The sequence below is a fragment of the Pseudomonas sp. P1.31 genome (assembly GCF_001269815.1).
Lineage (GTDB): Bacteria > Pseudomonadota > Gammaproteobacteria > Pseudomonadales > Pseudomonadaceae > Aquipseudomonas > Aquipseudomonas rustica.
Map to the genome: position 1 here is coordinate 210,095 of NZ_LHVN01000036.1, position 22,951 is coordinate 233,045.

At 59.2% G+C, this 22,951-nt stretch carries 18 protein-coding genes; 9 read left to right on the forward strand and 9 right to left on the reverse strand.

The genetic code is table 11. The annotated features are described in order from the left end of the window. Positions 1-43: 43 nt before the first annotated feature. Together nadD and AD669_RS23685 are read right to left on the reverse strand one after the other, a co-directional pair. Positions 44-766 carry a nicotinate-nucleotide adenylyltransferase gene (nadD, locus tag AD669_RS23680; RefSeq protein WP_053124178.1) on the reverse strand — a complete coding sequence of 241 codons (723 nt, stop codon included), beginning with the start codon at positions 764-766 and terminating at the stop codon, positions 44-46. Beyond that, positions 735-2,006 (reverse strand): glutamate-5-semialdehyde dehydrogenase, encoded by a 1,272-nt coding sequence (locus tag AD669_RS23685; RefSeq protein ID WP_053124180.1) that lies wholly within the window; start codon positions 2,004-2,006, stop codon positions 735-737. Before AD669_RS23685 ends, nadD begins: the two co-directional genes overlap by 32 nt. A 177-nt stretch (positions 2,007-2,183) precedes the next feature. Between AD669_RS23685 and AD669_RS23690 the strand changes: the two genes are divergently transcribed. The 4 genes from AD669_RS23690 (at position 2,184) to AD669_RS23705 (ending at position 9,937) form a co-directional block, all read left to right on the forward strand. After that, positions 2,184-2,879, forward strand: a complete 696-nt coding sequence (locus AD669_RS23690; RefSeq protein ID WP_053124182.1) for a DNA-3-methyladenine glycosylase — start codon at positions 2,184-2,186, stop codon at positions 2,877-2,879. 115 nt (positions 2,880-2,994) lie between these two features. Beyond that, positions 2,995-4,311 carry a bifunctional DedA family/phosphatase PAP2 family protein gene (locus tag AD669_RS23695; protein WP_053124184.1) on the forward strand — a complete coding sequence of 439 codons (1,317 nt, stop codon included), beginning with the start codon at positions 2,995-2,997 and terminating at the stop codon, positions 4,309-4,311. A gap of 425 nt (positions 4,312-4,736) precedes the next feature. After that, positions 4,737-8,213 carry a calcium-binding protein gene (locus tag AD669_RS23700; protein WP_256218935.1) on the forward strand — a complete coding sequence of 1,159 codons (3,477 nt, stop codon included), beginning with the start codon at positions 4,737-4,739 and terminating at the stop codon, positions 8,211-8,213. A gap of 29 nt (positions 8,214-8,242) precedes the next feature. Beyond that, entirely contained in the window at positions 8,243-9,937 is a 1,695-nt protein-coding gene (locus AD669_RS23705) for a hypothetical protein (protein ID WP_053124188.1), read from the forward strand. Between the two features lie 7 nt (positions 9,938-9,944). Here AD669_RS23705 and AD669_RS23710 read toward each other — a convergent pair whose 3' ends face one another. Genes AD669_RS23710 through AD669_RS23720 form a run of 3 tightly spaced genes read right to left on the reverse strand, consistent with a single transcriptional unit; the run spans position 9,945 to position 11,624 of the window. Then, positions 9,945-10,535, reverse strand: coding sequence for an LON peptidase substrate-binding domain-containing protein (locus tag AD669_RS23710; protein ID WP_053124190.1), 591 nt, complete (start codon positions 10,533-10,535; stop codon positions 9,945-9,947). Between the two features lie 10 nt (positions 10,536-10,545). Beyond that, complete coding sequence (locus AD669_RS23715; RefSeq protein WP_053124192.1) at positions 10,546-11,262, reverse strand: LrgB family protein; 717 nt, start codon at positions 11,260-11,262, stop codon at positions 10,546-10,548. Continuing rightward, complete coding sequence (locus AD669_RS23720) at positions 11,262-11,624, reverse strand: CidA/LrgA family protein (protein ID WP_053124194.1); 363 nt, start codon at positions 11,622-11,624, stop codon at positions 11,262-11,264. The genes AD669_RS23715 and AD669_RS23720 overlap by 1 nt, the downstream gene beginning before the upstream one ends. Before the next feature lie 191 nt (positions 11,625-11,815). Between AD669_RS23720 and AD669_RS23725 the strand changes: the two genes are divergently transcribed. From AD669_RS23725 to AD669_RS23735, 3 genes are all read left to right on the forward strand, one after another. Continuing rightward, on the forward strand, positions 11,816-12,271 hold the full coding sequence (locus tag AD669_RS23725; RefSeq protein ID WP_034153755.1) for a MaoC family dehydratase: 456 nt from the start codon (positions 11,816-11,818) through the stop codon (positions 12,269-12,271). A 102-nt stretch (positions 12,272-12,373) separates the two neighbouring features. Further along, complete coding sequence (locus AD669_RS23730; RefSeq protein ID WP_053124196.1) at positions 12,374-14,101, forward strand: C13 family peptidase; 1,728 nt, start codon at positions 12,374-12,376, stop codon at positions 14,099-14,101. A 27-nt stretch (positions 14,102-14,128) separates the two neighbouring features. Then, positions 14,129-14,770 carry an oxidoreductase gene (locus AD669_RS23735; RefSeq protein WP_053124198.1) on the forward strand — a complete coding sequence of 214 codons (642 nt, stop codon included), beginning with the start codon at positions 14,129-14,131 and terminating at the stop codon, positions 14,768-14,770. A 127-nt stretch (positions 14,771-14,897) separates the two neighbouring features. Here AD669_RS23735 and AD669_RS23740 read toward each other — a convergent pair whose 3' ends face one another. The 4 genes from AD669_RS23740 to AD669_RS23755 form a co-directional block, all read right to left on the reverse strand. Next, positions 14,898-15,182, reverse strand: a complete 285-nt coding sequence (locus tag AD669_RS23740; protein WP_053124200.1) for a YceK/YidQ family lipoprotein — start codon at positions 15,180-15,182, stop codon at positions 14,898-14,900. Further along, on the reverse strand, positions 15,175-15,822 hold the full coding sequence (ubiX, locus tag AD669_RS23745; RefSeq protein ID WP_053124202.1) for a flavin prenyltransferase UbiX: 648 nt from the start codon (positions 15,820-15,822) through the stop codon (positions 15,175-15,177). Before ubiX ends, AD669_RS23740 begins: the two co-directional genes overlap by 8 nt. After that, on the reverse strand, positions 15,819-17,168 hold the full coding sequence (gene mpl, locus AD669_RS23750; RefSeq protein WP_008083666.1) for a UDP-N-acetylmuramate:L-alanyl-gamma-D-glutamyl-meso-diaminopimelate ligase: 1,350 nt from the start codon (positions 17,166-17,168) through the stop codon (positions 15,819-15,821). The genes ubiX and mpl overlap by 4 nt, the downstream gene beginning before the upstream one ends. Positions 17,169-17,364: 196 nt before the next feature. Further along, the gene (locus AD669_RS23755; RefSeq protein ID WP_053124204.1) at positions 17,365-19,275 is read right to left on the reverse strand and encodes a sigma-54-dependent Fis family transcriptional regulator; all 1,911 of its coding nucleotides are present in this window, start codon (positions 19,273-19,275) and stop codon (positions 17,365-17,367) included. A 380-nt stretch (positions 19,276-19,655) separates the two neighbouring features. On the opposite strand from AD669_RS23755, the gene AD669_RS23760 reads away from it, so the two are divergent. Next, positions 19,656-21,176: an aldehyde dehydrogenase family protein gene (locus tag AD669_RS23760; protein WP_008083670.1), complete on the forward strand. Its 1,521-nt coding sequence runs from the start codon at positions 19,656-19,658 to the stop codon at positions 21,174-21,176. A 264-nt stretch (positions 21,177-21,440) separates the two neighbouring features. Continuing rightward, a complete protein-coding gene (gene eat / locus AD669_RS23765; RefSeq protein ID WP_053124206.1) occupies positions 21,441-22,811 on the forward strand; it encodes an ethanolamine permease in 1,371 nt (456 codons plus the stop codon). Positions 22,812-22,951: the final 140 nt, after the last annotated feature.

A 22,951-nucleotide genomic window follows, 5' to 3' on the forward strand; every position in this document is an offset into this window, starting at 1 on the left:
GGCTTGGGGACACGGTGATTCGTATCAGTGAAGCACGCCTTGTTCAGTTCGACGCACGGTATAGACCGTGCGCATCGATGTAGGCCAGGACCGCGTCGGGCACCAGGAAACGTACCGACTTACCGCTGGCCAGCAGTTGACGGATCTGGGTGGCGGAAACCGCGAGCGGTGTCTGCCAGACGAATGCAATCTGTCCGCTCGGCCCTTTCAGGGCCAGCGGGTCGCTCACCGAACGCGCTGCCAGCAGGTTGCGCAAGGCATCCGGCGGTTCGCTGTCGGCGTCCGGGCGCTGTAGCACCAGGATGTGGCAATGCTGGAGCAACTCTTCCCAGCGATGCCAAGTGGGCAGGCCGCAAAATGCGTCCCAGCCCAAAAGCAGAAAAACCTGGGTCTCGGCGGGCATTTCGGCGCGCATCAACTCCAGGGTATCAATAGTCCAGGACGGCTTGTCCCGCTGTAACTCACGGGCGTCCACCACCAGTGGCGGCACGCCGGCCACTGCGCATTCAACCATGGCCAGCCGATCCTGCGCCGACACCTGCGGCATGCCGCGATGCGGTGGCCGCGCGTTCGGCATCAAGCGCAACTCGTCGAGCGCCAGCGCTTCGGCGACTTCCAGCCCACCGCGCAAATGGCCGATGTGCACCGGGTCGAACGTACCGCCCAGAACGCCAATGCGTTGAGGTCGAACGTCGCTGCCGGCGGGCACCGTGGTCAGGTCGAGGTCGGTCAACTCAGACCGTCGCCTGGCCGCGCAACTGGCCATCACCGACCACGATGTACTTCTCGCAGGTCAGTCCTTCGAGGCCCACCGGGCCGCGGGCGTGCAGCTTATCAGTAGAAATGCCGATCTCGGCACCCAATCCGTATTCAAATCCATCGGCGAAGCACGTCGGGGTGTTGATCATCACCGACGCCGAGTCGACTTCCGCCACAAACCGGCGGGTGTCGGCGAGGTTTTCGCTGACGATCGAGTCGGTGTGATGCGAGCCGTAATGGTTGATGTGTTCAATTGCCTGATCCAGCCCGTCGACCACGCAGATCGACAAAATCGGCGCCAGATATTCGGTATTCCAGTCTTCTTCGCTGGCCGCGACCGCTTCGATGATTGCCCGGGTGCGCTCGCAGCCACGCAGCTCGACGCCTTTTTCGCGGAACTGGGCAGCCATCGCTGGCAGGAAATCCTTCGCAACAGTTTGATCGACCAGCAACGTCTCCATCGCACCGCAAATACCGTAACGATAAGTCTTGGCGTTGAAGGCAATGCGCTGGGCTTTCGCCAGATCGGCGTGGGCACTCACGTAAACATGGCAGATGCCGTCCAGGTGTTTGATCACCGGCACACGGGCATCGCGGCTGATGCGTTCGATCAGGCCACGGCCACCGCGCGGCACGATCACGTCGACGTACTCGGGCATGGCGATCATCGCGCCAACGGCGGCACGGTCGGTGGTTTCGACCACTTGCACCACGGCGGCGGGCAGTTCGGCCTCGGCCAGACCGCGCTGAATGCACGTGGCAATCGCCCGGTTGGAGTGAATCGCTTCGGAGCCACCACGCAGAATCGTCGCATTCCCGGACTTCAGGCACAGACTGGCGGCATCGATGGTCACGTTGGGCCGGGACTCGTAGATGATCCCGATCACGCCCAGCGGCACGCGCATCTTGCCGACTTGAATGCCCGACGGGCGAAAACTCATGTCACGGACCGCGCCGACCGGATCCGGCAGCGCTGCCACCTGACGCAGACCGACGATCATGCCGTCGATGCGCGCCGGGGTCAGTTCCAGACGTTCCAGCAGTGCCGGTTCCAGACCATTGGCGCGACCGGCGGCCAGATCCTGCTCATTGGCTGCAGCAAGCTCGGCGCGAGCGGCGTCCAAGGCATTGGCAGCAGCCTGCAGGGCGCGGTTTTTCTGCGCGGTGCTGGCACGGCCGATGACCCGGGAAGCTTCGCGGGCGGCGCGACCCAATCGGGTCATGTAGTCAAGAACGGACTCAGTCATGGTCTGCTGGGGTCTTGGCAAAGAGGAAAGCGGCAGATTATAGCTGTCGCGTCCCGGGACTAACAGCGGTGACAGGCGGATGGTCGAAATGGACTGCAATTTGCCGACGTTCAGCCGTAATTAAGCATTGAATTGTTATCATCACGACCTCATCAGCCCGGATAAACATCGCTTGCCATGTCCAACCTGACTGTTCGCGCCAGCGCCGAGCGCCAGCCTGCGGGGCTTGCCGACGCTTTTTTCGACCGTGACGCACAAGTCCTCGCCAAGGATCTGCTCGGCAAAGTCATTCGCCATCGCGTTAGCGGTCTGTGGCTGAGCGCGCGGATCATCGAAACCGAAGCCTATTACTGCGCGGAAAAAGGCAGCCATGCCTCGCTCGGCTACACGGAAAAGCGTAAGGCTTTGTTTCTGGATGGCGGACACATCTATATGTATTACGCCCGTGGTGGCGACTCGCTGAACTTCAGCGCGCAAGGGCCGGGCAATGCGGTGCTGATCAAATCGGCCTATCCGTGGGTCGATGAAGTCAGCGGGCCGGCGAGCCTGGCGCAGATGCTGCTGAACAATCCTGACGCTCAAGGGCGTGCGCGACCGTCGCAGAAGCTCTGTGCCGGGCAGACTTTGCTGTGCAAGGCGCTGGGGTTGAAGGTGCCGATGTGGGACGCCAAGCGTTTCGATCATGAACTGATTCTGGTCGAAGACACCGGCCCGGCGCCCTCGCAGATTATTCAAACCACGCGACTGGGCATCCCCCATGGCCGTGACGAACACCTGATGTACCGCTTTGTCGACGCCGCTTATGCGCAATGGTGCACGCGGAACCCGCTGCGCCGCGGTCAGGTCGAAGGCCGGGATTATTTTTTGCTGTAAACACAAACCCCTGTAGGAGCTGCCGAAGGCTGCGATCTTTTAATCTTTTAAAAACAAAGATCGCAGCCTTCGGCAGCTCCTACAGGGGATCATCAATGGTTTGGAGTTTTTTGGTATGGGCCCATGGCTCGATAGCGTGACCGGTTGGCTGGCGGCCAATCCGCAGTGGCTGGCCGTAGCGGTGTTCATTGTTGCCTGCGTGGAATGCCTGGCGATTGCCGGATTGATCGTGCCCGGCACGGTGTTGTTGTTTGCCGTGGCCGTACTGGCCGGCAGCGGTGCGCTGTCGTTGAGCGAAACCTTGCTGCTGGGTTTCCTCGGCGGGATTCTCGGCGATGCGATTTCGTATTTCCTCGGTCGCCACTTCCACCAGAACATCCGCCGTCTGCCGGGCTTGCGCCATCACCCGGAATGGATGGCGGGCGCAGAAAGCTATTTCCAGCGTTATGGCATCGCCAGTCTGCTGGTCGGTCGCTTTATCGGCCCGTTGCGACCAATGCTGCCAATGGTCGCCGGCATGTGCGACATGCCGTTCCCGCGCTTTGCCGCTGTCAGCCTGCTGGCCGCCGCCGGCTGGAGCGTCGCCTATCTGCTGCCAGGCTGGGCCACTGGCGCGGCGATTCGTCTGCCGCTGCCGGAAGGTTTCTGGCTACAGGCCGGGATAGTCGCGGCAAGCATTGCGGTCATGGTCGGCCTCAGCGTCAACAGCAGCCTGCGCCGCCATCGCCGCGCGACGATCTGGATCAGCAGCATGAGCCTGTTGATTCTGATTGGCCTGTTCATTGGTTACCCGTACCTGACGGCGCTCGACCAAGGCGTGATGACGCTGGTGCAGGAACACCGCCAGCCGCTGCTCGATGAGATCGCGGTGACGTTCACCCTGATCGGCGAATTCCGCAACATGCTGATGTTCAGCGCCCTGCTCACCGGTCTGTTGCTGCTGTGCCGGCAATGGCGCCAGGCAATCTTTGCCGGCGGCGTGTTGCTCTGCACAGCGATGCTCAATACCGGCACCAAGATGTTTTTTGCCCGGGTGCGTCCGGAAGTACTGAGTGATCCGCTGACCAGTTACAGCATGCCGAGCGGCCACGCGTCGGGGTCGTTCGCGCTGTTTCTGGTGCTCGCGGTGTTGGCTGGTCGCGGCCAACCGCCACGCATGCGCCTGACCTGGCTCTTTGTCGGTTGCATTCCGGCTCTGTCGATTGCCTTGTCGCGGGTTTATCTAGGGGCGCATTGGCCGACGGACATTCTCGCCGGCGCGATGCTCGCGGCGTGCGTGTGTGCGGCGGGGTTGTGGTTGAGCCAGCGTAAAGAGCCGCTGAATGCCATGCCGTTCAAGGTCTGGTGGCTGGTTCTGCCGGCGATGCTCGCTTTGTTCGGTTTCTTTGTATTGCGGCATTTGCCACATACATTGCTGCGTTATTCGTACTAAATGGCAGAAGACGTCAACAACAGCCAAGTACCAAAAACAAACGACACGGGCACAGGTTTGCAAGCATAGTGCCCGGCGTCGTTTGATCGCAGCTTAAAGACAGGCTTATCTATCATTCAAATAAATCAGGAATGCAACTTTCCTCCCGTGTTATCCGCCGTCAAATCAAGATTCACACATCGCCATCAAACTTTTTGCAATACAACTGCAAGACACCTTCTCATTGTTATAAAACATCAACTTACTTTCACCATCGATAAAAACTTGCGCCGAGCAAGCCAAACTTCAAACTAATTGAAAAACACTAAACAAACCACTTCAAACACAATACAAGATTCAACAATACAACCAGAAAAACAATTACCAATGAAGCCTGCTGCTCTTCGTGTCAGATTCCATCGACACATCACAACAGAGTATCGATTTTGGCCGAACCCTTTACAACCCGCGCTGAAACTAGTCATGCAGCGCCAATAACCATTTCCGACATCGACACTGAAGCGACGCCATCGACTGCGCAGGCGGGCGCCTATCTTGGCAATCAACCCAGCCTGAGAGATCTGGATCAATTGTTCGGACCGCTTCGATTTGGAGAGTTGACCGTCAGCCGCCAGGAACTTCAGGCGCTTGGAGCACGAGTCAGCGGCGAGCTCATTACAGCGGCTGACACCTATTTTTCCGAGCCCTCCCAGACTTTTACCGACGCTCTGGAACTCGACTCGGTTCAGATCGAGCAACGAATCAAATCCGTCGATGCGCAAGACCGCCAGCGAATACCGCAATTGCTTTATGAAATCGTCACGCAGCGCTCCTCAGATGCGGCGCCACTGCTGCGAGATCTTCCCTCGAGCACCGCTACCGACCCACTCCGCAAAATCAGCAATCTGCTAACCGCGACCCAACGCCTGGATATCCACCGCAGCCCGTTACCCGAGCACTTGCCAACCTGGGTCAACAAAACCAAAAGTCGCGGCATGACCAGCATGGGCGCGGGCCTGCAAGCCTATGGCCTGTACAGTGCCTACATCGGCAGCATCGACGCTCTGAAGAAAGGTGATACCGCTGAGGTGCTGATCAATATCGGCGGCGGCGTTGCGGAGATAGGCTCACTGGGCCTGGAATATGCCCTGACCAAAACCGGCGACAAGATGCTGCGCCAAGGCGCCCTGGCCTTTGAACAATTCGGCAAGACCAGCATGGGCAAATGGCTGTGTCGCGGCGCGGGGCTGATCGCCAGCGTGCTGACGCTGCCTTTTGACCTGTATACGGCCATCAAGTCTTTCAGCGATGCAGCCAAAGCCGAGGGCAAAGAAGCTCAGGATTTGTACGTCACCGGTGGCTTGAGTGTATTCAGTGCCGGGCTCTCACTCATGCTCGGCGCCGCTGCGCTGATGGGTTTTCAAAGCGCTGGCCCGGTCGGCCTTGCCGCTGCCGCGATCCTGATTGTCGGCGCGCGTATCTACGGCGCGGCCCGAGTGGTCGATGACATGGACGACTACATCGAGTTGACGCTCAATGAACGCTGGCGCGCCGGCTGGTTCGCCTTTACCGGGCAAGAACAGGACGCAGAGGTCATGGATCGTTTTACCGCGGCCAAGACTTACAGCGACTACGAAAAGGCACTCAAGAGCAGCAGCCTCAGTTGGCTCAAAAACGAACTGAAAGAAAGTGTCGATTCAGTGGTGATTGGCCGGTTCGAAGTTCATCTGCAGCCGACCCGTGTCTATAAACACCAGTGGGACGAGGACAGCGGTGAATCGGCCTACCTGACCGTCAATACGCCAGTCATACATGAAATCGACGATATCTACGATGCCAGGGACGGTCTGCCATCCGCCGACGCCAACATTATCAGTGTGCAGAGCGACCCGGCCAAAGGCGTGCTGTGGAACCTGGGGGGAGGTGACGACCGGGTTTACGGCGTGCGAAACAAGTCCAATCACTTTAACTTTGGCGCCGGTGAAAAACGCCTCAGCGGCGGTGACAAAGATGATTCATTTCTCTTTCAGGCGGGTTCTGCAGGACTGACCTCGGCCCCGAACCGGGTCAACCACTTGAGCGGCGGCGACGGCACTGATCTTCTGTGGCTACAAGGCAAACACATCCACCAGGAGCCCAAGCCTGGTGCCCCGGACTACATCGGTTACGACTTCGACCTGAAGAACGGCAAGCTCGGCTTGCGCTCATCCGACAAGGCAGCCGAACCCGTTCCACACTCGACTTTCGACTCCATAGAAAGAGTCGAAACCCTGGCCGGCGCAGCCAACCGGGTAACCGGCTCGGACAAACCAGACATCATTACTGCCAACGGTGCAGACCATATCGATGCTGGTGCCGGCGATGATCAGATTTCAATCCGGGGCACCCACGCCAGTGTCAACGGCGGTAGCGGAGCCGACATCTATCACATCGACCCGATGAGCCTCGATGTGTCGATCACCGATGACGATCAGGAACAAAGCACCGTGTACCTCGGCGTGCAACTGGAGGCGATCCAGCGCTGGTACGTCCGTGGCAATTCGCTGGTGATCGAGAGCCTGCGTGACGAAGACCCGCAAGTGTCGCAGCGCACTCTGACGATCGAAGCGGTGTTCCAGACGATCAATGGCAAGCGCAGGCTGCTCAACGACAAATGGCTTTTCGTCACACAGGAGGGCTACCACCTGCAACCGGACTGGCCAGTCGATACCGAGGATCTGATGGAGCACACACTCGACGCCGTCGTCATTAACGCAGGTGTCAGCAAAACATCGCCATTCCTGTTACACGACCGCCAACAGACTGTCTCGAACAGTCCGCATTCGTACTACTACGTTTCACGCGATACCCGTCACACCACCCTGCGGGCAAGCAAACGCCCCGCAATTGCTCACAGCACGCTGTATGTCGACTACGACAGTACGGAAATAGATGAAGTCAGGGCCAGTTACATCGTGGAGACAACGAAGCGAGGCGCCTACACATTACTGAGTTATGAAAGCCTGCACTTCACCCTTACCTTTACTCAAGGAGGCGGGCTGCTCTCGCTGTTCGGCGCGATGAGTGAACAGACCAACAAGACAGTCGACATGGGTGCCGGCATTCTGGCCTCGCCTTGGCAGCTTGATCACACGTTCATTTTGGTCATGCGCGACGGCGTTTCCTACCACCTCGATTACCCTCATAACAATTATCGGGAAGATGCAAAAAAAGCCGGTTACCACACGATTCAAACACGCGAATCGCTGCGTAAGCGTGCCGGGAAATACACCTTCGTCCAACCAGCACTCGACCAGCGAACGCTGAAGAACAGCGCGCAACGTATCGACTTCCGATCCGCACCGCACACCGCCGTTTATGCACTGGAAGGCAGGTCAGCGCACTACGCAATCTACCCGGCGAGCAACATGTCCATTCGGTTATCGACCAAGGCGGTCGATGCCAGGCTGACGGGGTCTTCGACCTGGGAGATCCACACACAGCAATTGCCAGAAAAGATCACCCGCGGCCAACTGAGCATCAGCAACAACCTGTTGAAGATCGGCAGTATCCATATTCATCTGCCAGACAGCAGCGACCCGGCACTACCCCTGGAGAGTGTTGATGTGTTTGTTTCTGCCGGACATCGTTATCGGATCAACGCCTTGTTTGAAGTTATCGGTCTGCACACCATCAATGCATTGGCTTGTGTATCGCCTCAGGCAATTGTTGCGCTGATCGAAGAGCACAAACAGCAGGATGATCTCGAGAGTGATGAAGTGCACATTGAGAACATTCGACTGACGGATTCCACACCAGGACAGATTGTTTACAACGCTGACACTCGCCGCTGGCAGATCAGCAGCGATCCGGCACGCCTTATCACCGCTGCACACCTGATCATTCAGGATTTGTCGTTAGCCGAAAAGCAATCACGCGCCTGAGCGCTATTCAATTGTCAAGGAATGACCCCATGCGACCGAAACCCCCTGCGCCCCCCAACAGCCCGAAAACAAGAGTACCGACGCAATTTGATCCGGGATCTAACCGAGTCCGCGCGGACGCCAATCCGCCATTGCTCCATCAGCCACAATTGACCGGCATCCGTAGACCCGATGGCGACCGCCAGCCTCAGATGAGTGTTGCCGATAATGGCCCAGGCCCATCGAGTGTTGAAATCACCGATATTCACAGCGCTCAACCCGCCCTCTCCCATGAACTGCACCGTTACCTGTTGAACCCGGCCTTGCTGCGCAACATGGGCGCTGCCGATGACCAGGGCATTCGCTATGTGGTCGGGCGTGGATTCGCCGACATCGAGGGCATAGGCACCGTGCACGTGACGCTTGATAGCGCCACGGGTGAGTATCGGGTAATGGATCTCTACAAGAAGCTGCCACCCGGCCCGGTACTGGTCAAAAATAGCGGCGAAGCCACCTGGCGACTGGCCGCACCCGTTGAGTCATCAAAGCCATCGAAACATCCCGTTCCCGTTGTCGACGACAGCGATTCAACAGTACCGAATAAAAAACTACGCGACTCGCCGGTGTCGGTGAATGAGGCAACCTCCCGACTGACAGGCAACTTTCTGGTTGGCTTGTACCCGCACATGACTCACGGCCAGCGCGTCGAACATCTGCGCTCTTACAATCTTTCGCCCGGACAACATGTGCGGTTACACGACGACTTGAACCTCAATCCCGGTGAGATGCCAAGTTGGGCCAACCAGCACAAGTTGCGCTCGATGGATACAACTGCTCCGAACCGGTTAGACCCGTTGTATGCAGAAATCGAACCCCTGCTTCTGTCCGTGAGAAACGGATCATCGCATAGCCATCTGGTGGACTTTGATAAAAGTGTCAGCCCTGCGTTTCTCGACGCCTTTCTCGCCAAAACCGGCTATTTGCGCAATGCAAACGACTGCCTGTATCGAACCGACATCCCCGCTTTATTCAGGGCCGATGAGCGCACGTCCTTTGAGTTCTATAACGACGGGCGAATGCTGCCGCGCTTGAAACATCCACGCGGGGCCACGACGGCCAAACCAATCAGTGCAACGGTCAGCCTGGAGTCAGTCAAGACATATGCGGGTAAAGGCACCGATGCTCCTGATCCGGAATACCTGCGCTACAACAATCAGAAGAATAAGTATCCAGGAAAGAAACCGGGCGAGTCCGATAACGACTCCGGTCAATCCGATGACGATTGGTCCGACGCATCAGACGTGGATCTGGACTCGGAGCGCAACTACGAAACGAAACGTCACGATCAGCAATTCGTGTTCTCTTACATTATCGATACGCGAGGGATGGAAGTGGTTCTCAATGAAGAAAACCACTTACTCAATCGGGCGGCACTGGACAAGGGCGCCTGGTTTCCTGACGACGAGTTGGAGGCACTGATCTCAACCTCCAAAAGCGGTATTCCATCGCAACGGCTCTGGCTACTCGATTCGACGTTCACTCGCGCGGCCAAGGTAGACGACGTGGCTGCCGAAGCCCAGAGCAGCGATTGGGGCAGCGAGATTGAAGCGCGTACCCACAGCGGGGTTAACAACCAGCGCGAATACGATGCACTGATTGACGCCGTTGCGAAGGCTGGTAAGCCCGTGCTGATCTTGTCTGCCGGGAAAGACTGGTTCGCCAACGATATTGTCTGGCCGGAATAATCGAACGTCAGGCAAACAACTCGCCCTGCAACTCATCAAGCAGCGCCTGGATCGCATCCAGTCGCTGTTGCGGATCGTCGAGTTGCAGCAGATCGATCTTGTCTTCTTCGGCGAACGGCAGCAGATACGCCAGCTGATTGGCCAACGACTGCTGACCGAGCGCGTCAGTGCCCATGTTCAGCGCTTCGACCATCGGGTGTTCGGCCAGCGCTTTGAGCAGCGCGACCAGATCGGCGTCCTCGTCCTGCAGCGGTTGCTCGGGTTCATCGTCGAGCCATTCGACGTCGGCAAGAATCAACTGATCGCGCTGCACTTCAGTGCGCAACACGTTGAAACGCCGCCCGCCCTGCACGCGAATCCCCAGCAAGCCGTTGTCCTGTTGCTGGAAATCGGTGATGCGCGCCTCGCAACCGACCAGCGCATAGCCCTCCGGCGCCAGCCCGACTTCGCTGCCCTGCAGAATGCACACCACGCCGAAACCGCCGCCCTGCTTCATGCAGCGGCCGATCATATCGAGGTAGCGCGCCTCGAAGATCTGCAAGTCGAGGTTGCAGCCGGGAAACAGCACTGTGTTCAGCGGGAAAAGCGGCAGACTCATAGACATTTCCTTACACCACCATCGACACCGCCAACGGCAGGAACACCGCCGTGGCCACGCCCATCAGACTCATCGCCAGCGCCGCAAACGCGCCGCACTCATCACTTTCCTGCAACGCCACCGAGGTGCCGACCGCGTGGGCGGTCATGCCCAGCGCCATGCCGCGCGCTTCGGGGCTGTGTACGCCCAGACGGGTCAACAGCGCCGGGCCGAAGATCGCTCCGATCACCCCGGTGATCAACACAAACACCGCCGCCAGCGCCGCGACGCCGCCGATCTGTTCGGCGACCAGCATGGCGATCGGCGAGGTCACCGACTTCGGCGCCATGGTCATCAAGATCATGTGCTCAGCGCCGAACCACCAGCCCAACAGCACGCCCATGCCCGTAGCGACAACCCCGCCTATCACCAGCGTAGTAAAAATCGGCCAGAACAATTGGCGAATGCGCCGCAGGTTGAGATACAGCGGCACCGCCAGTGCCACGGTCGCTGGGCCGAGCAGAATGCTGAGGATCTCGGTGCTCTTGCGGTATTCGGCGTAGGTCAGGCCGCAGCCGACCAATACGCCAATCACCAACAGCATGGAGACCAGCACCGGTTGCAGAAAGATCCAGCGGGTTTTCTCGAACGCCGCCAGCACCAGTTGATAGGCGCCGAGGGTGATGCCGATGCCGAACAATGGATGATGGATTACGGAGGCCCAGGCACCTTGCCAATCGAAGAGCATCAGGACTCCTCCGACGGCGGCGTGTGACGCTTGACCATGCGCTGCATCAGCACACCGGCGAAGGCCATCGACAACACCAGCGACAACACCAGCGCACCGGCGATTGCCCAAAAATCAGCGGCAATGTCGCTCGCATACACCATCACCCCCACCGCTGGCGGCACCAGCAGCAACGGCAGATAACGCAGCAGACTGCCGGCCGCGAGGTTCAGCGGTTCGCCGACTTCACCGCGAATGATCAGGAAGATCAGCAACAGCAGCAGGCCGATAATCGGCCCCGGCAGCACCGGCAACAGCAAATGATTGAGTGCCGTGCCGAGCAATTGAAACAGCACCAGCATGGTCAGGCCACGTAACAACATCCGACTTCTCTCCCCGTCTCTCTCCCGTTCATCGCCGGCATTATAAGCACGCCTGCGCTATGGATCGGCATTCGCCAAAAGCATGGTCAGTTGACCGGAGCAAATTGCCATGTTGATCTACAGTGGTTCGCAGGGCGGTCAAATCCCCCACCTGAAAAACTATAAAACCGATGAACCCAAGGAGAGTCTCAATGCCCTACGTTCCAGTTGCAGAGCTCAAAGATTATGTCGGCAAGGAACTCGGACGTTCCGAATGGCTCACCATCGATCAGGAGCGCATCAACCTGTTCGCCGAAGCCACCGGGGATTATCAGTTCATTCACGTCGACCCGGTCAAAGCCGCGCAAACGCCATTTGGCAGCACCATTGCCCACGGTTTCCTGTCGTTGTCGCTGATCCCGAAATTGATGGAAGACATCCTCGTCCTGCCGCAAGGCGTGAAGATGGTCGTCAACTACGGTCTGGACAGCGTGCGTTTCATCCAGCCAGTGAAGGTCAATTCGAAAGTTCGGCTCAAGGTCGATCTGGGCGAAGTGACCGAGAAAAAACCCGGCCAATGGCTGCTCAAAGCAACGGCAACGCTGGAGATAGAAGGCTCGGACAAACCGGCCTATATCGCTGAGCCACTGTCGCTCTGCTTCGTCTAAGCGTTCCGGATGCGAAGCAGCGCACGCTGTTTCGCGTCACGTCTCTATATATGCGACGCATAGCTGCGGCATACTCGGTCGCCTAATTGCCCGGATCCCGCTATGCGCTCACTCGCTTCCCTCGCACCCATTGCCTTGACCCTGATGCTCACCGCGTGCGGCGACGGCGAATCGCTGTTGCCCCCGGATGCGCGCCTGCCGGACGGCGGACGCTATCGTGGCGAACTGGTCGATGGCTTGCTGCAAGGTCAGGGGCGCGTCGATTATCCCAATGGCAGTTGGTACGCCGGGCAATTCGACAAAGGTCAGTGGCATGGTCAGGGCGAATGGCACGGCAGCAATGGCGAGGTCTATCGCGGCCAGTTCCAGCAAGGGCTGTTCGACGGTCAGGGCAGCCTGACCACCAACGCCAGCAGCTACACCGGTGGTTTCAAACAGGGCCGACGCGACGGTGAAGGCACTCTGAAAGAAAACGCCATGACCTACCGTGGCGAGTTCAAGGCAGACCAGTATTCCGGACTCGGTCGTCTGGAAATGGACGACGGCAGCTCCTATCAAGGCCAGTTCGCCCACGGCAAACCCAACGGCGAAGGCCAGCGCGGCGACTCCAGCGGCAACACGTTCAGCGGGCATTTCGTCAACGGTCAGCTGGAAGGCAACGGCACGTTCAACAGCGCTGACGGTGACATCTACGTCGGCGGCTTCAAGAACAATCAATTGCACGGCAAGGGCCGCTACGAAAACGCTGACGGCGATGTCTGGCTCGGCCAGTTCAAAGAAGGCGCGCTGACCGGCAAGGGCGAACTGATCGGCGCCGACGGCAGCCATTACATCGGCTCGTTCAGCGATTGGCGCTTCAGCGGGCCGGGCCGTTTGAATCTGTCTGATGGCAGTTTCTACATCGGCGGTTTCGACAACGACAGCTACGCAGGGCGCGGCACGTTGGTGCTGACCGATGGCAGCGTCATGAGCGGCACCTGGATCAACGGCCAGCGCGTGCGTGACGCCGATGGCAAGCTGTTGCCCGACACCCTCGAACTCGGTTTGCTCGCTCAGGGCCGTTTGCTCGATGAAGCGTTGGCCGCCATCCCGGCGTCGACGCCAGCAGTCGAGTTGTACACGCTGACTCTCGGCGGCGACGGCAAGCAAAGCGTGTTCCTGCGCGAATCGGACTTCGTCGCCAATATGCTCCGCACGCGGTTCGGTGCTTATGGCCAGATCCGTCTGGTCAACCATCGCGACCACCTCGCCGACCGACCGATGGCCACCCGCGAGAACCTGCGTCGTGCCGCGCAAACCCTCGCTGAACGTACTGGCCCGGAAGATCTGCTGTTTATCTACCTGACCAGCCACGGCACCGCCGAACATGAACTGGTGCTCGACCAGCCGCGCATGGAACTGGCCGACTTGCCCGCTGACGAACTCGCCGCTGTGCTCGCGCCGCTGAAAAACCGCGACAAAATCATCGTGATTTCCTCGTGCTACTCCGGCGGTTTCATCCCGGCGCTGAAAGACGAACGCACGCTGATCATGACCGCCTCGCGCGCCGATCGGGTGTCCTTCGGTTGCTCGGAAGAGGCCAATTTCACCTACTTCGGCGATGCACTGTTCGCCCAGGCACTGAACCAGACCGATGATCTGGAGCAAGCCTTCAAACTGGCCAAGGCCACCGTCGCCGAACGTGAACTGGCGGACAATTTCGAAGCCTCGGAGCCGCAGATCTGGGCGCCGAAAACCGTGCTGTCGCACTGGCAAACGCTGCGCAAACAACAAGCAAGAAAAGCTTTGCAAAGTGCTGCGTTGAACGACGGAGCGACAAAGAGCAACTAAGCTGAACAGTATCAAGGGAGAGACACTATGTACTTGACGCCTCAGCACGTATTGCTTGCCGGAGCCACCGGTTTGACCGGTGAACATCTACTCGACCGTTTGCTCAACGAGCCAACGATTTCTCGCGTGCTCGCCCCGTCGCGCCGGCCATTGGCGGAACATCCGCACCTGGAAAACCCGGTCGGCGATCCACAGGCGTTTCTGCCGCAGCTCAGCGGCCGCGTCGATATCGCCTATTGCTGCCTCGGTACGACGATCAAACAGGCAGGCTCCGAAGCGGCGTTTCGCGCGGTCGATCTGGACATGGTCGTGGCGTTTGCCAAGCGCGCGCGGGAGATGGGCGCGCGGCATCTGATCGTGATCAGCGCGATTGGCGCGGATCCGAAGTCATCGGTGTTCTATAACCGCGTCAAAGGCGAAATGGAGCAGGCACTGCGCGCGCAGGACTGGCCGCAGCTGACCATTTGCCGGCCTTCGCTGTTGCTTGGCGAACGCACGGAGCCGCGTCTGGCCGAGCAGTTGGCCGGGCCGTTGTCGAAGCTGATTCCGGGTAAATATCGCGGCATCGAAGCGTGCCAACTGGCGCGGGCGATGTGGCGATTGGCGCTGGAAGAACAGGACGGGGTTCGGGTGATTGAGTCGGATGATTTGCGCAAGTTAGGCAAATAATCTTCCGCCGCATGATCGTTCCCACGCTCTGCGTGGGAATGCAGCCACGGACGCTCTGCGTCCCAAAGCGTGACGCAGAGCGTCACCGGAGGCGTTACCACGCGGAGCGTGGGAACGATCTGTCTAACTACAATCCGCCTGTTGCCTGAAAACTCACGCCGATCACGGTAAGAAGCGACAACGGCAACAACAGCGTATCGAGCAACGCACTCCCCGGCAGATCCACCCCCGGATAGCTCGGCGCTTCAGCCCCGAACCGATCCATCGCGCAGCACCCGCCATTCATCGCGTACAAATCCAGCCGCGTCCCGGAGTACACCACCGGCGCGCCCGGTTTCGCCGCATCCAAGGTGCGCGCCGTGGCGCACCCGGTCAGCAACACCACCAGCCCGATCAGCAGCAGCTTATTCATCGCTGCTCAAATGATGCTCACCCCAACGCGGCAGCATGTCCTGTGGAATACCGAGCAGATTGAGAATCCGCGCTACAACGAAATCGATCAAATCATCAATCGTCTGCGGCTGGTGATAGAAACCCGGCGACGCCGGCAGAATGGTCACGCCCATGTTCGACAGTTTGAGCATGTGCTCCAGATGAATGCTCGAATACGGCGCTTCACGCGGCACCAGAATCAACTGGCGACGCTCCTTCAACGTCACATCCGCAGCGCGTTCGATCAAATTGTTGCAGGCGCCCGTGGCAATCGCCGACAACGTGCCCGTCGAGCACGGCACCACGACCATCGCCGCCGGTGCGCCAGAGCCCGAAGCCACCGGCGACATCCAGTCTTCCTTACCATACACACGGATCTGCCCGGCGGCCGCCCCGGTGTATTCGGTGAGGAACGCCTGCATCATCTGCGGTTTCGGCGGTAGCGTGACATCAGTCTCGGTGGCCATCACCAACTGCGCAGCCTTGGAGATCAGGAAGTGCACTTCGCGATCTTCGCGCACCAGACAATCGAGCAGACGCAAACCGTACTGCGCGCCCGAGGCGCCGGTCATCGCCAGCGTGATGCGCTCCGGGCCGTTGCCCTGCGAAAAAGTGTTCATTGCAGCGCCTCGGCGAGTTTGCCGTGCAGGCCGCCGAAGCCGCCGTTGCTCATGATCACCACGTGCGTGCCGGGCTGGGCCTGGCTCTTCACGCGTTCGATGATGCCTTCCAGCGAATCGCTGACAATCGACGGCACGGTGCACAACGCGGCGGTGCCAGCCAGATCCCAGCCGAGGTTGGCCGGGGCGTACCAGATCACTTGGTCGGCATCGACCACGCTGGCCGGCAAGCCGTCACGGTGGGCGCCGAGCTTCATCGAGTTGGAGCGCGGTTCGATGATCGCGATCAGTGGAGCATCGCCGATGCGTTTGCGCAGGCCGTCGAGGGTCGTGGCGATGGCGGTCGGGTGGTGAGCGAAGTCGTCGTAAATGGTGATGCCGCGCACTTCGGCGACTTTCTCCATACGACGTTTGACGTTTTTGAACGCGCTCAAACCGGCGATGCCCATCGATGGCACCACGCCAACATGCCGCGCCGCTGCCAAAGCTGCCAAGGCGTTGGCAACGTTGTGCTGGCCGGTCAGTTCCCACTCGACAGTGCCTTGCGACACGCCTTCGAACATTACTTCGAATGCCGAGCCATCTTCACTCAGCAGTTTGACCTGCCACTGGCCGCCAGCACCGGTGGTCTGCACCGGCGTCCAGCAACCCATTTCGATCACCCGCTGCAAGGCAGGCTCGGTGGTCGGATGGATGACCAGGCCTTCACTCGGAATGGTGCGCACCAAGTGATGGAATTGCCGCTCGATCGCCGGCAGATCCGGGAAGATGTCGGCGTGATCGAACTCAAGGTTATTGAGGATCGCGGTGCGCGGACGGTAGTGAACGAATTTCGAGCGCTTGTCGAAGAACGCGCTGTCGTACTCGTCAGCCTCGATCACGAAGAACGGCGTGCCGCCCAGTCGCGCCGACACCGAGAAATTCTGCGGCACACCACCGATGAGGAAACCCGGGCTCATGCCGGCGTGTTCCAGCACCCAGGCGAGCATGCTGCTGGTGGTGGTTTTGCCGTGCGTGCCGGCAACCGCCAGCACCCAGCGACCTTGCAGCACGTGATCAGCCAGCCACTGCGGGCCGGAAACGTACGGCAGGCCTTTGTTCAGCACATATTCCACCGCCGGATTGCCGCGCGACATGGCATTGCCGATAACCACCAGATCCGGTGCCGGATCGAGTTGCGCCGGGTCGTAACCTTGCGTCAGTTGAATGCCTTGGGCTTCAAGCTGCGTGCTCATCGGCGGATAGACGTTGGCGTCGGAGCCGGTCACGTGATGGCCCAGCTCTTTGGCCAGAACCGCCATCGAGCCCATGAAAGTCCCGCAGATACCCAGAATATGAATGTGCATAGTCGACCTCGTAAAACATGGCCGCAGGTTAGCGTAGGGAGGGGGAAATCGCACTCTTTAGGTGATCACCATCACCCACCACCACGATCACTACCCCACCTGTAGGAGCTGACGAGTGCAACGAGGCTGCGATCTTTTGATCTTGAAAATAACAAGATCAAAAGATCGCAGCCTTCGGCAGCTCCTACAGGGGGATTTATGCAGTTCGGACGATGCCGTGTTTGCGCAGCTTTCTGTAGAGGGTGTTGCGACTCACGCCGAGTTGCTCGGCGGTGTGGGTCATATGCCAGCGCGTGCGCTCCAGTGTACTGAGCAACGCCAATCGTTCGGCATCTTCAAGTGGTTGCTCGGACAGAGCGGACTCCACCACTGGTGGGCGCACCTGCCGAATCATCGCCGGCAAATCGTCCACCCCGATCCGCCCTTCATCACACAACGCCGCCAACGTGCGCAGTACATTACGCAACTGCCGCACGTTCCCCGGCCAGTTGAACGCCAGCAACGCCTGTCGCGCCGGCTCTTCGATCAGAATCGGTTCGCCGCCCGCCTCTTCGGCCAGCAGAAAATCCAGCAACTGCGATTTATCACTGCGTTCACGCAGCGCCGGCAGCGCCACTTCCAGCCCGTTCAAGCGGTAATACAAATCCTCGCGAAAGCTGCCGTCCTCAACCCGCGCCAACAGATTGCGGTGCGTCGCGCTGATGATGCGCACGTTGACCGATTCCGGTTCGCCACCGATCGGCACCACCTGCCGATCCTCCAGCACCCGCAACAAACGCGTCTGCAAGGCCAACGGCATATCGCCAATCTCATCGAGGAACAACGTGCCGCCATCGGCCTGCTGCAACTTGCCGCGCATGCCATCCTTTCTTGCGCCGGTAAAGCTGCCGCCGCGATAACCGAACAGCTCGCTTTCAATCAGACTTTCAGGAATCGCCGCACAGTTGAGCGCGACAAAAGCTTTGTCCGAGCGCTGACTGGCTTGATGTACAGCTTTGGCAAAGGCTTCTTTACCCGAGCCGGTTTCGCCATTGATCAGCAGCGGCACATCCCGCTCGAACACGCGCAGTGCTTTGCGAAAATCCGCTTGCAGCGCGGCGTCACCCAGACAAATCCCGGACAGGCGCGGCGCTTCGATAATTTTTGCCAGCGGCATGAGCGGCGCGGGTTTACGCGATTCACCGCGCAACACAGCAAACAGATGGCGCCCGTCACGGGTGCGCAGCGGCCAACTGGCGCTGGCATTCGCGCTGGCGCGGCCAAGCAACTCATCCAGCGAACAATCGAAAAACGCCTCGACCGGTTTCCCCAATAGCCCGCCGCGAATATGCCCGAGCAGGTTCAGCGCACTCTGATTAACCGCGCTGATCCGCCCTTCGCCGTCAAACGCCAGCAAACCTTCGCTGAACAGCCCGACCGACTCGGCCTGCAAGTGGAAACGCAGCAACCATTGGTTATCGAAACAACGCAGGAAGTAGCAACTCTCGATCATTTTCGCCGACAGATTGACCAGCGCCATGGTGTGGAACTGGCTCTGCCGCGAGACATCGTGACGGGCCGAGGACACGTCGAGCACCGCCAGCAGTTCGCCATGCGGATCAAACACCGGGCTCGCCGAACAGGTCAGGCCGGTGTGGCGACCGCGAAAGTGTTCGTCCTGATGAATGGTCAGCGCCTGACGTTCGACCAGGCAGGTGCCGATGCCATTGGTGCCTTCGCAGGCTTCGCTCCAGTCGGCACCGAGCCAGAGGCCGGCGCGTTCGAAAATTTTCCGTTCAGCGGGTGCGGTGACGCAATTGAGGATCACCCCGCGCGCGTCGGTCAGCAGCACCGCATGGCCGGCACCGGACAGTTGTTGATGGAGGCTGCTCATTTCATTGCCGGCGATTTGCAGGACTTGTTGCAGACGTTCGCGGCTTTCGAGGACACGTCCGTGTTCGAGCACGGTCGGCGCCATGGTCAGCGCCGGGTCGAGGTGATAGTCCTCAAGACAGCGCAGCCACGAGCGGGCGATCGACGGATCAGCACCGGGCCCGTGCAGGTGCGGTTTGCCCTGACTGACGGTGAGAACCTGCTGGGCATGGCGACTCAAATGATTGTCGTGCATTTCTTATTGTTCTCCATATTCCCCGTGTAGGAGCTGCCGCAGGCTGCGATCTTTTGATCTTGATCTGCAAAAAAGCAAAATCAAAAGATCGCAGCCTTCGGCAGCTCCTACAGGGGTTGCTGTGGGTTGAGCATCCTCCAGCTCACGCACCATTGCAATGCTGGCAAGACTGCCCGGTCACAGGCTGTGCCAAAAGCGGTACAAACTGTCACCCCACCTGTACCGATAGCGTCACAGCGCCATTCCGCTCGTCCGACAAAAACCCGCCAACCCCTTGATTTCACGGCTCCGCGCGGCAGTGGCCCGACCCTTGCTCTACGCTTATAGCAAGCGCACTTGCGCGTTTCTCTAATAAGTACAAAGCCAAGGAGAACATCATCATGCGTTACGCTCACCCCGGTACTGAAGGCGCCAAAGTCTCGTTCAAGAGCAAGTACGGTAACTACATCGGCGGCGAGTTCGTCGCGCCTGTCAAAGGTCAGTACTTCACCAACACCTCGCCAGTGAATGGCCAACCGATTGCCGAATTCCCGCGCTCCACTGCCGAAGACATCGACAAGGCACTGGACGCCGCTCACGCCGCAGCCGATGCATGGGGTTCCACTTCCGTGCAGGCGCGCTCGCTGATCCTGCTGAAAATTGCCGACCGCATCGAACAGAATCTCGAACTGCTGGCGATCACCGAAACCTGGGACAACGGCAAAGCCATCCGCGAAACCCTCAACGCCGACATCCCGCTGGCGGCCGACCATTTCCGCTACTTCGCTGGCTGCCTGCGCGCCCAAGAAGGCAGCGCTGCCGAAATCGACGGCAACACTGTGGCGTATCACATTCATGAACCGCTGGGCGTGGTCGGGCAGATCATCCCGTGGAACTTCCCGATCCTGATGGCCGCGTGGAAACTCGCACCAGCGCTGGCCGCCGGTAACTGCGTGGTGCTCAAGCCTGCCGAGCAAACCCCGCTGGGCATCACCGTGTTGCTGGAACTGATCGGCGATCTGCTGCCGCCGGGCGTGCTGAACATTGTTCAGGGCTATGGCAAAGAGGCCGGCGAAGCACTGGCCACCAGCAAACGCATCGCCAAGATTGCCTTCACCGGCTCGACCCCGGTTGGCTCGCACATCATGAAATGCGCGGCCGAGAACATCATTCCGTCGACCGTGGAACTGGGCGGCAAATCGCCGAACATCTTCTTCGAAGACATCATGCAGGCCGAGCCGACGTTCATTGAGAAAGCCGCTGAAGGTCTGGTACTGGCGTTCTTCAACCAGGGCGAAGTCTGCACCTGCCCATCGCGCGCACTGGTACAGGAATCGATCTACGACGAGTTCATGGCCGTCGTGATGAAAAAAGTCCTGCAAATCAAACGTGGCGATCCGCTGGACACCGACACCATGGTCGGCGCGCAGGCCTCCGAGCAACAATTCGACAAGATTCTTTCGTACCTGGAAATTGCCAAGGGCGAAGGCGCCGAGCTGTTGACCGGCGGCAAGGTGGAAAAACTCGAGGGCAATCTGTCGACCGGCTATTACATCCAGCCGACCCTGCTCAAGGGCACCAACAAGATGCGCGTGTTCCAGGAAGAGATCTTCGGCCCGGTGGTGAGCATCACCACGTTCAAGGACGAAGCCGAAGCGCTGGCGATCGCCAACGACACCGAGTTCGGCCTCGGCGCCGGTCTGTGGACTCGCGACATCAACCGCGCCTACCGCATGGGCCGCGCGATCAAGGCTGGTCGTGTGTGGACCAATTGCTACCACCTGTATCCGGCGCATGCCGCGTTTGGCGGGTACAAGAAGTCCGGCGTGGGGCGTGAGACGCACAAGATGATGCTCGATCACTATCAGCAAACGAAAAACCTGCTGGTGAGCTACGACATCAATCCGTTGGGTTTCTTCTAAACCCGACTTTTGATCGTGTAACGGCGTTCGCGAGCAAGCTTTGCTCCTACAGGGTTACGCAGGATCTGTAGGAGCATGGCTTGCCAGCGAAGGCGTCCTCAATAACAACACCCACAACATCCTTGGCCGCTCTGGCACGGCCCTTGCGTACCCGTCATTCAGGATTTGCACCAAAACTGCCGCTGCGTGAACAGCACTCATCCACCTCAACCGCATCACCCGAAAGTCCAAAAAATCGAACAATAAAAAAGACAGCGAGGACTTATGACTTCAACCACACAGCTCAAACCCACACTCGGCACCCTGCACCTCTGGGGCATTGCCGTCGGCCTGGTGATTTCCGGCGAGTACTTCGGCTGGAGTTACGGCTGGGGCACCGCCGGCACCCTGGGTTTTCTGGTCACGGCGTTGATGGTCGCGACCATGTACACCTGCTTCATCTTCAGCTTCACCGAATTGACCACCGCTATCCCACACGCCGGCGGGCCGTTTGCCTACAGCCGTCGGGCGTTCGGCGAGAAAGGCGGATTGATCGCCGGCATCGCCACGCTGATCGAGTTTGTCTTTGCGCCCCCCGCCATTGCCATGGCCATCGGCGCCTACCTGAATGTGCAATATCCGGAACTTGATCCGAAGATTGCAGCGGTCGGCGCGTATTTCGTGTTCATGACCTTGAATATCCTTGGCGTGAGCATTGCTGCGACCTTCGAATTGGTGGTCACCGTACTGGCCGTTGCCGAGCTTTTAGTATTCATGGGCGTGGTGGCGCCGGGCTTCAGCTTCAGTAATTTTGTATTGAATGGCTGGTCGGGCTCCAACGAATTCACCATGGCCTCCATCCCCGGGATCTTCGCGGCGATACCGTTCGCGATCTGGTTCTTCCTCGCCATCGAAGGCGCGGCGATGGCCGCCGAAGAGGCGAAAGACCCGAAACGGACGATTCCCAAGGCTTACGTCAGCGGCATTCTGACCCTGGTATTTCTGGCCATCGGCGTGATGGTCATGGCTGGCGGCGTTGGCGACTGGCGTCAGCTGTCGAACATCAACGATCCGCTGCCGCAGGCGATGAAAGCCGTGGTCGGCAATAACTCGACGTGGATGCACATGCTGGTGTGGATCGGCCTGTTCGGGTTGGTGGCGAGTTTCCACGGGATCATCCTCGGTTACTCGCGACAGTTCTTCGCTCTTGCCCGCGCCGGTTATCTGCCTAAGGGGCTGGCCAAACTCTCGCGCTTCCAGACCCCGCACCGGGCGATTCTGGCCGGTGGCGTGATCGGCATTGCGGCGATCTACAGCGATGGTTTGGTTAACCTGCAAGGCATGACTTTGACCGCAGCGATGATCACCATGTCGGTGTTCGGCGCGATCGTGATGTACATCATCAGCATGCTCAGCCTGTTCAAACTGCGCAAAACCGAGCCAAACCTGGAGCGCACCTTCCGTGCGCCGGGTTATCCGGTGGTGCCGGCGATTGCACTGTTTCTGGCGGTGGTGTGTCTGGTGGCGATGGCGTGGTTCAACACGCTGATCGGTTGTGTGTTCCTTGGCTTTATGGCCGCTGGCTATCTGTATTTCCAGCTGACCGCCAAGCAACGCGCCGATGCCCCGACAGACGCTATGCTCGAAGGTATCTAGCTGACATATAAAAGTGCACAGCGCCCATTCAGGCACTGTGCTGGAACCCTGTAGGAGCTGCCGCAGGCTGCGATCTTTTGATCTTGTTTTTAGAAATTCAAAGACAAAAGATCGCAGCCTTCGGCAGCTCCTACAGGGGT

What these genes read in the sequence shown, in the direction of transcription:
- nadD (WP_053124178.1), bottom strand. Translation starts at nt 766, where the DNA reads ATGGCCAGTTGCGCGGCCAGGCGACGGTCTGAGTTGACCGACCTCGAC.
- AD669_RS23685 (WP_053124180.1), bottom strand. Translation starts at nt 2,006, where the DNA reads ATGACTGAGTCCGTTCTTGACTACATGACCCGATTGGGTCGCGCCGCC.
- AD669_RS23690 (WP_053124182.1), top strand. Translation starts at nt 2,184, where the DNA reads ATGTCCAACCTGACTGTTCGCGCCAGCGCCGAGCGCCAGCCTGCGGGG.
- AD669_RS23695 (WP_053124184.1), top strand. Translation starts at nt 2,995, where the DNA reads ATGGGCCCATGGCTCGATAGCGTGACCGGTTGGCTGGCGGCCAATCCG.
- AD669_RS23705 (WP_053124188.1), top strand. Translation starts at nt 8,243, where the DNA reads ATGCGACCGAAACCCCCTGCGCCCCCCAACAGCCCGAAAACAAGAGTA.
- AD669_RS23710 (WP_053124190.1), bottom strand. Translation starts at nt 10,535, where the DNA reads ATGAGTCTGCCGCTTTTCCCGCTGAACACAGTGCTGTTTCCCGGCTGC.
- AD669_RS23715 (WP_053124192.1), bottom strand. Translation starts at nt 11,262, where the DNA reads ATGCTCTTCGATTGGCAAGGTGCCTGGGCCTCCGTAATCCATCATCCA.
- AD669_RS23720 (WP_053124194.1), bottom strand. Translation starts at nt 11,624, where the DNA reads ATGTTGTTACGTGGCCTGACCATGCTGGTGCTGTTTCAATTGCTCGGC.
- AD669_RS23725 (WP_034153755.1), top strand. Translation starts at nt 11,816, where the DNA reads ATGCCCTACGTTCCAGTTGCAGAGCTCAAAGATTATGTCGGCAAGGAA.
- AD669_RS23730 (WP_053124196.1), top strand. Translation starts at nt 12,374, where the DNA reads ATGCGCTCACTCGCTTCCCTCGCACCCATTGCCTTGACCCTGATGCTC.
- AD669_RS23735 (WP_053124198.1), top strand. Translation starts at nt 14,129, where the DNA reads ATGTACTTGACGCCTCAGCACGTATTGCTTGCCGGAGCCACCGGTTTG.
- AD669_RS23740 (WP_053124200.1), bottom strand. Translation starts at nt 15,182, where the DNA reads ATGAATAAGCTGCTGCTGATCGGGCTGGTGGTGTTGCTGACCGGGTGC.
- ubiX (WP_053124202.1), bottom strand. Translation starts at nt 15,822, where the DNA reads ATGAACACTTTTTCGCAGGGCAACGGCCCGGAGCGCATCACGCTGGCG.
- mpl (WP_008083666.1), bottom strand. Translation starts at nt 17,168, where the DNA reads ATGCACATTCATATTCTGGGTATCTGCGGGACTTTCATGGGCTCGATG.
- AD669_RS23755 (WP_053124204.1), bottom strand. Translation starts at nt 19,275, where the DNA reads ATGCACGACAATCATTTGAGTCGCCATGCCCAGCAGGTTCTCACCGTC.
- AD669_RS23760 (WP_008083670.1), top strand. Translation starts at nt 19,656, where the DNA reads ATGCGTTACGCTCACCCCGGTACTGAAGGCGCCAAAGTCTCGTTCAAG.
- eat (WP_053124206.1), top strand. Translation starts at nt 21,441, where the DNA reads ATGACTTCAACCACACAGCTCAAACCCACACTCGGCACCCTGCACCTC.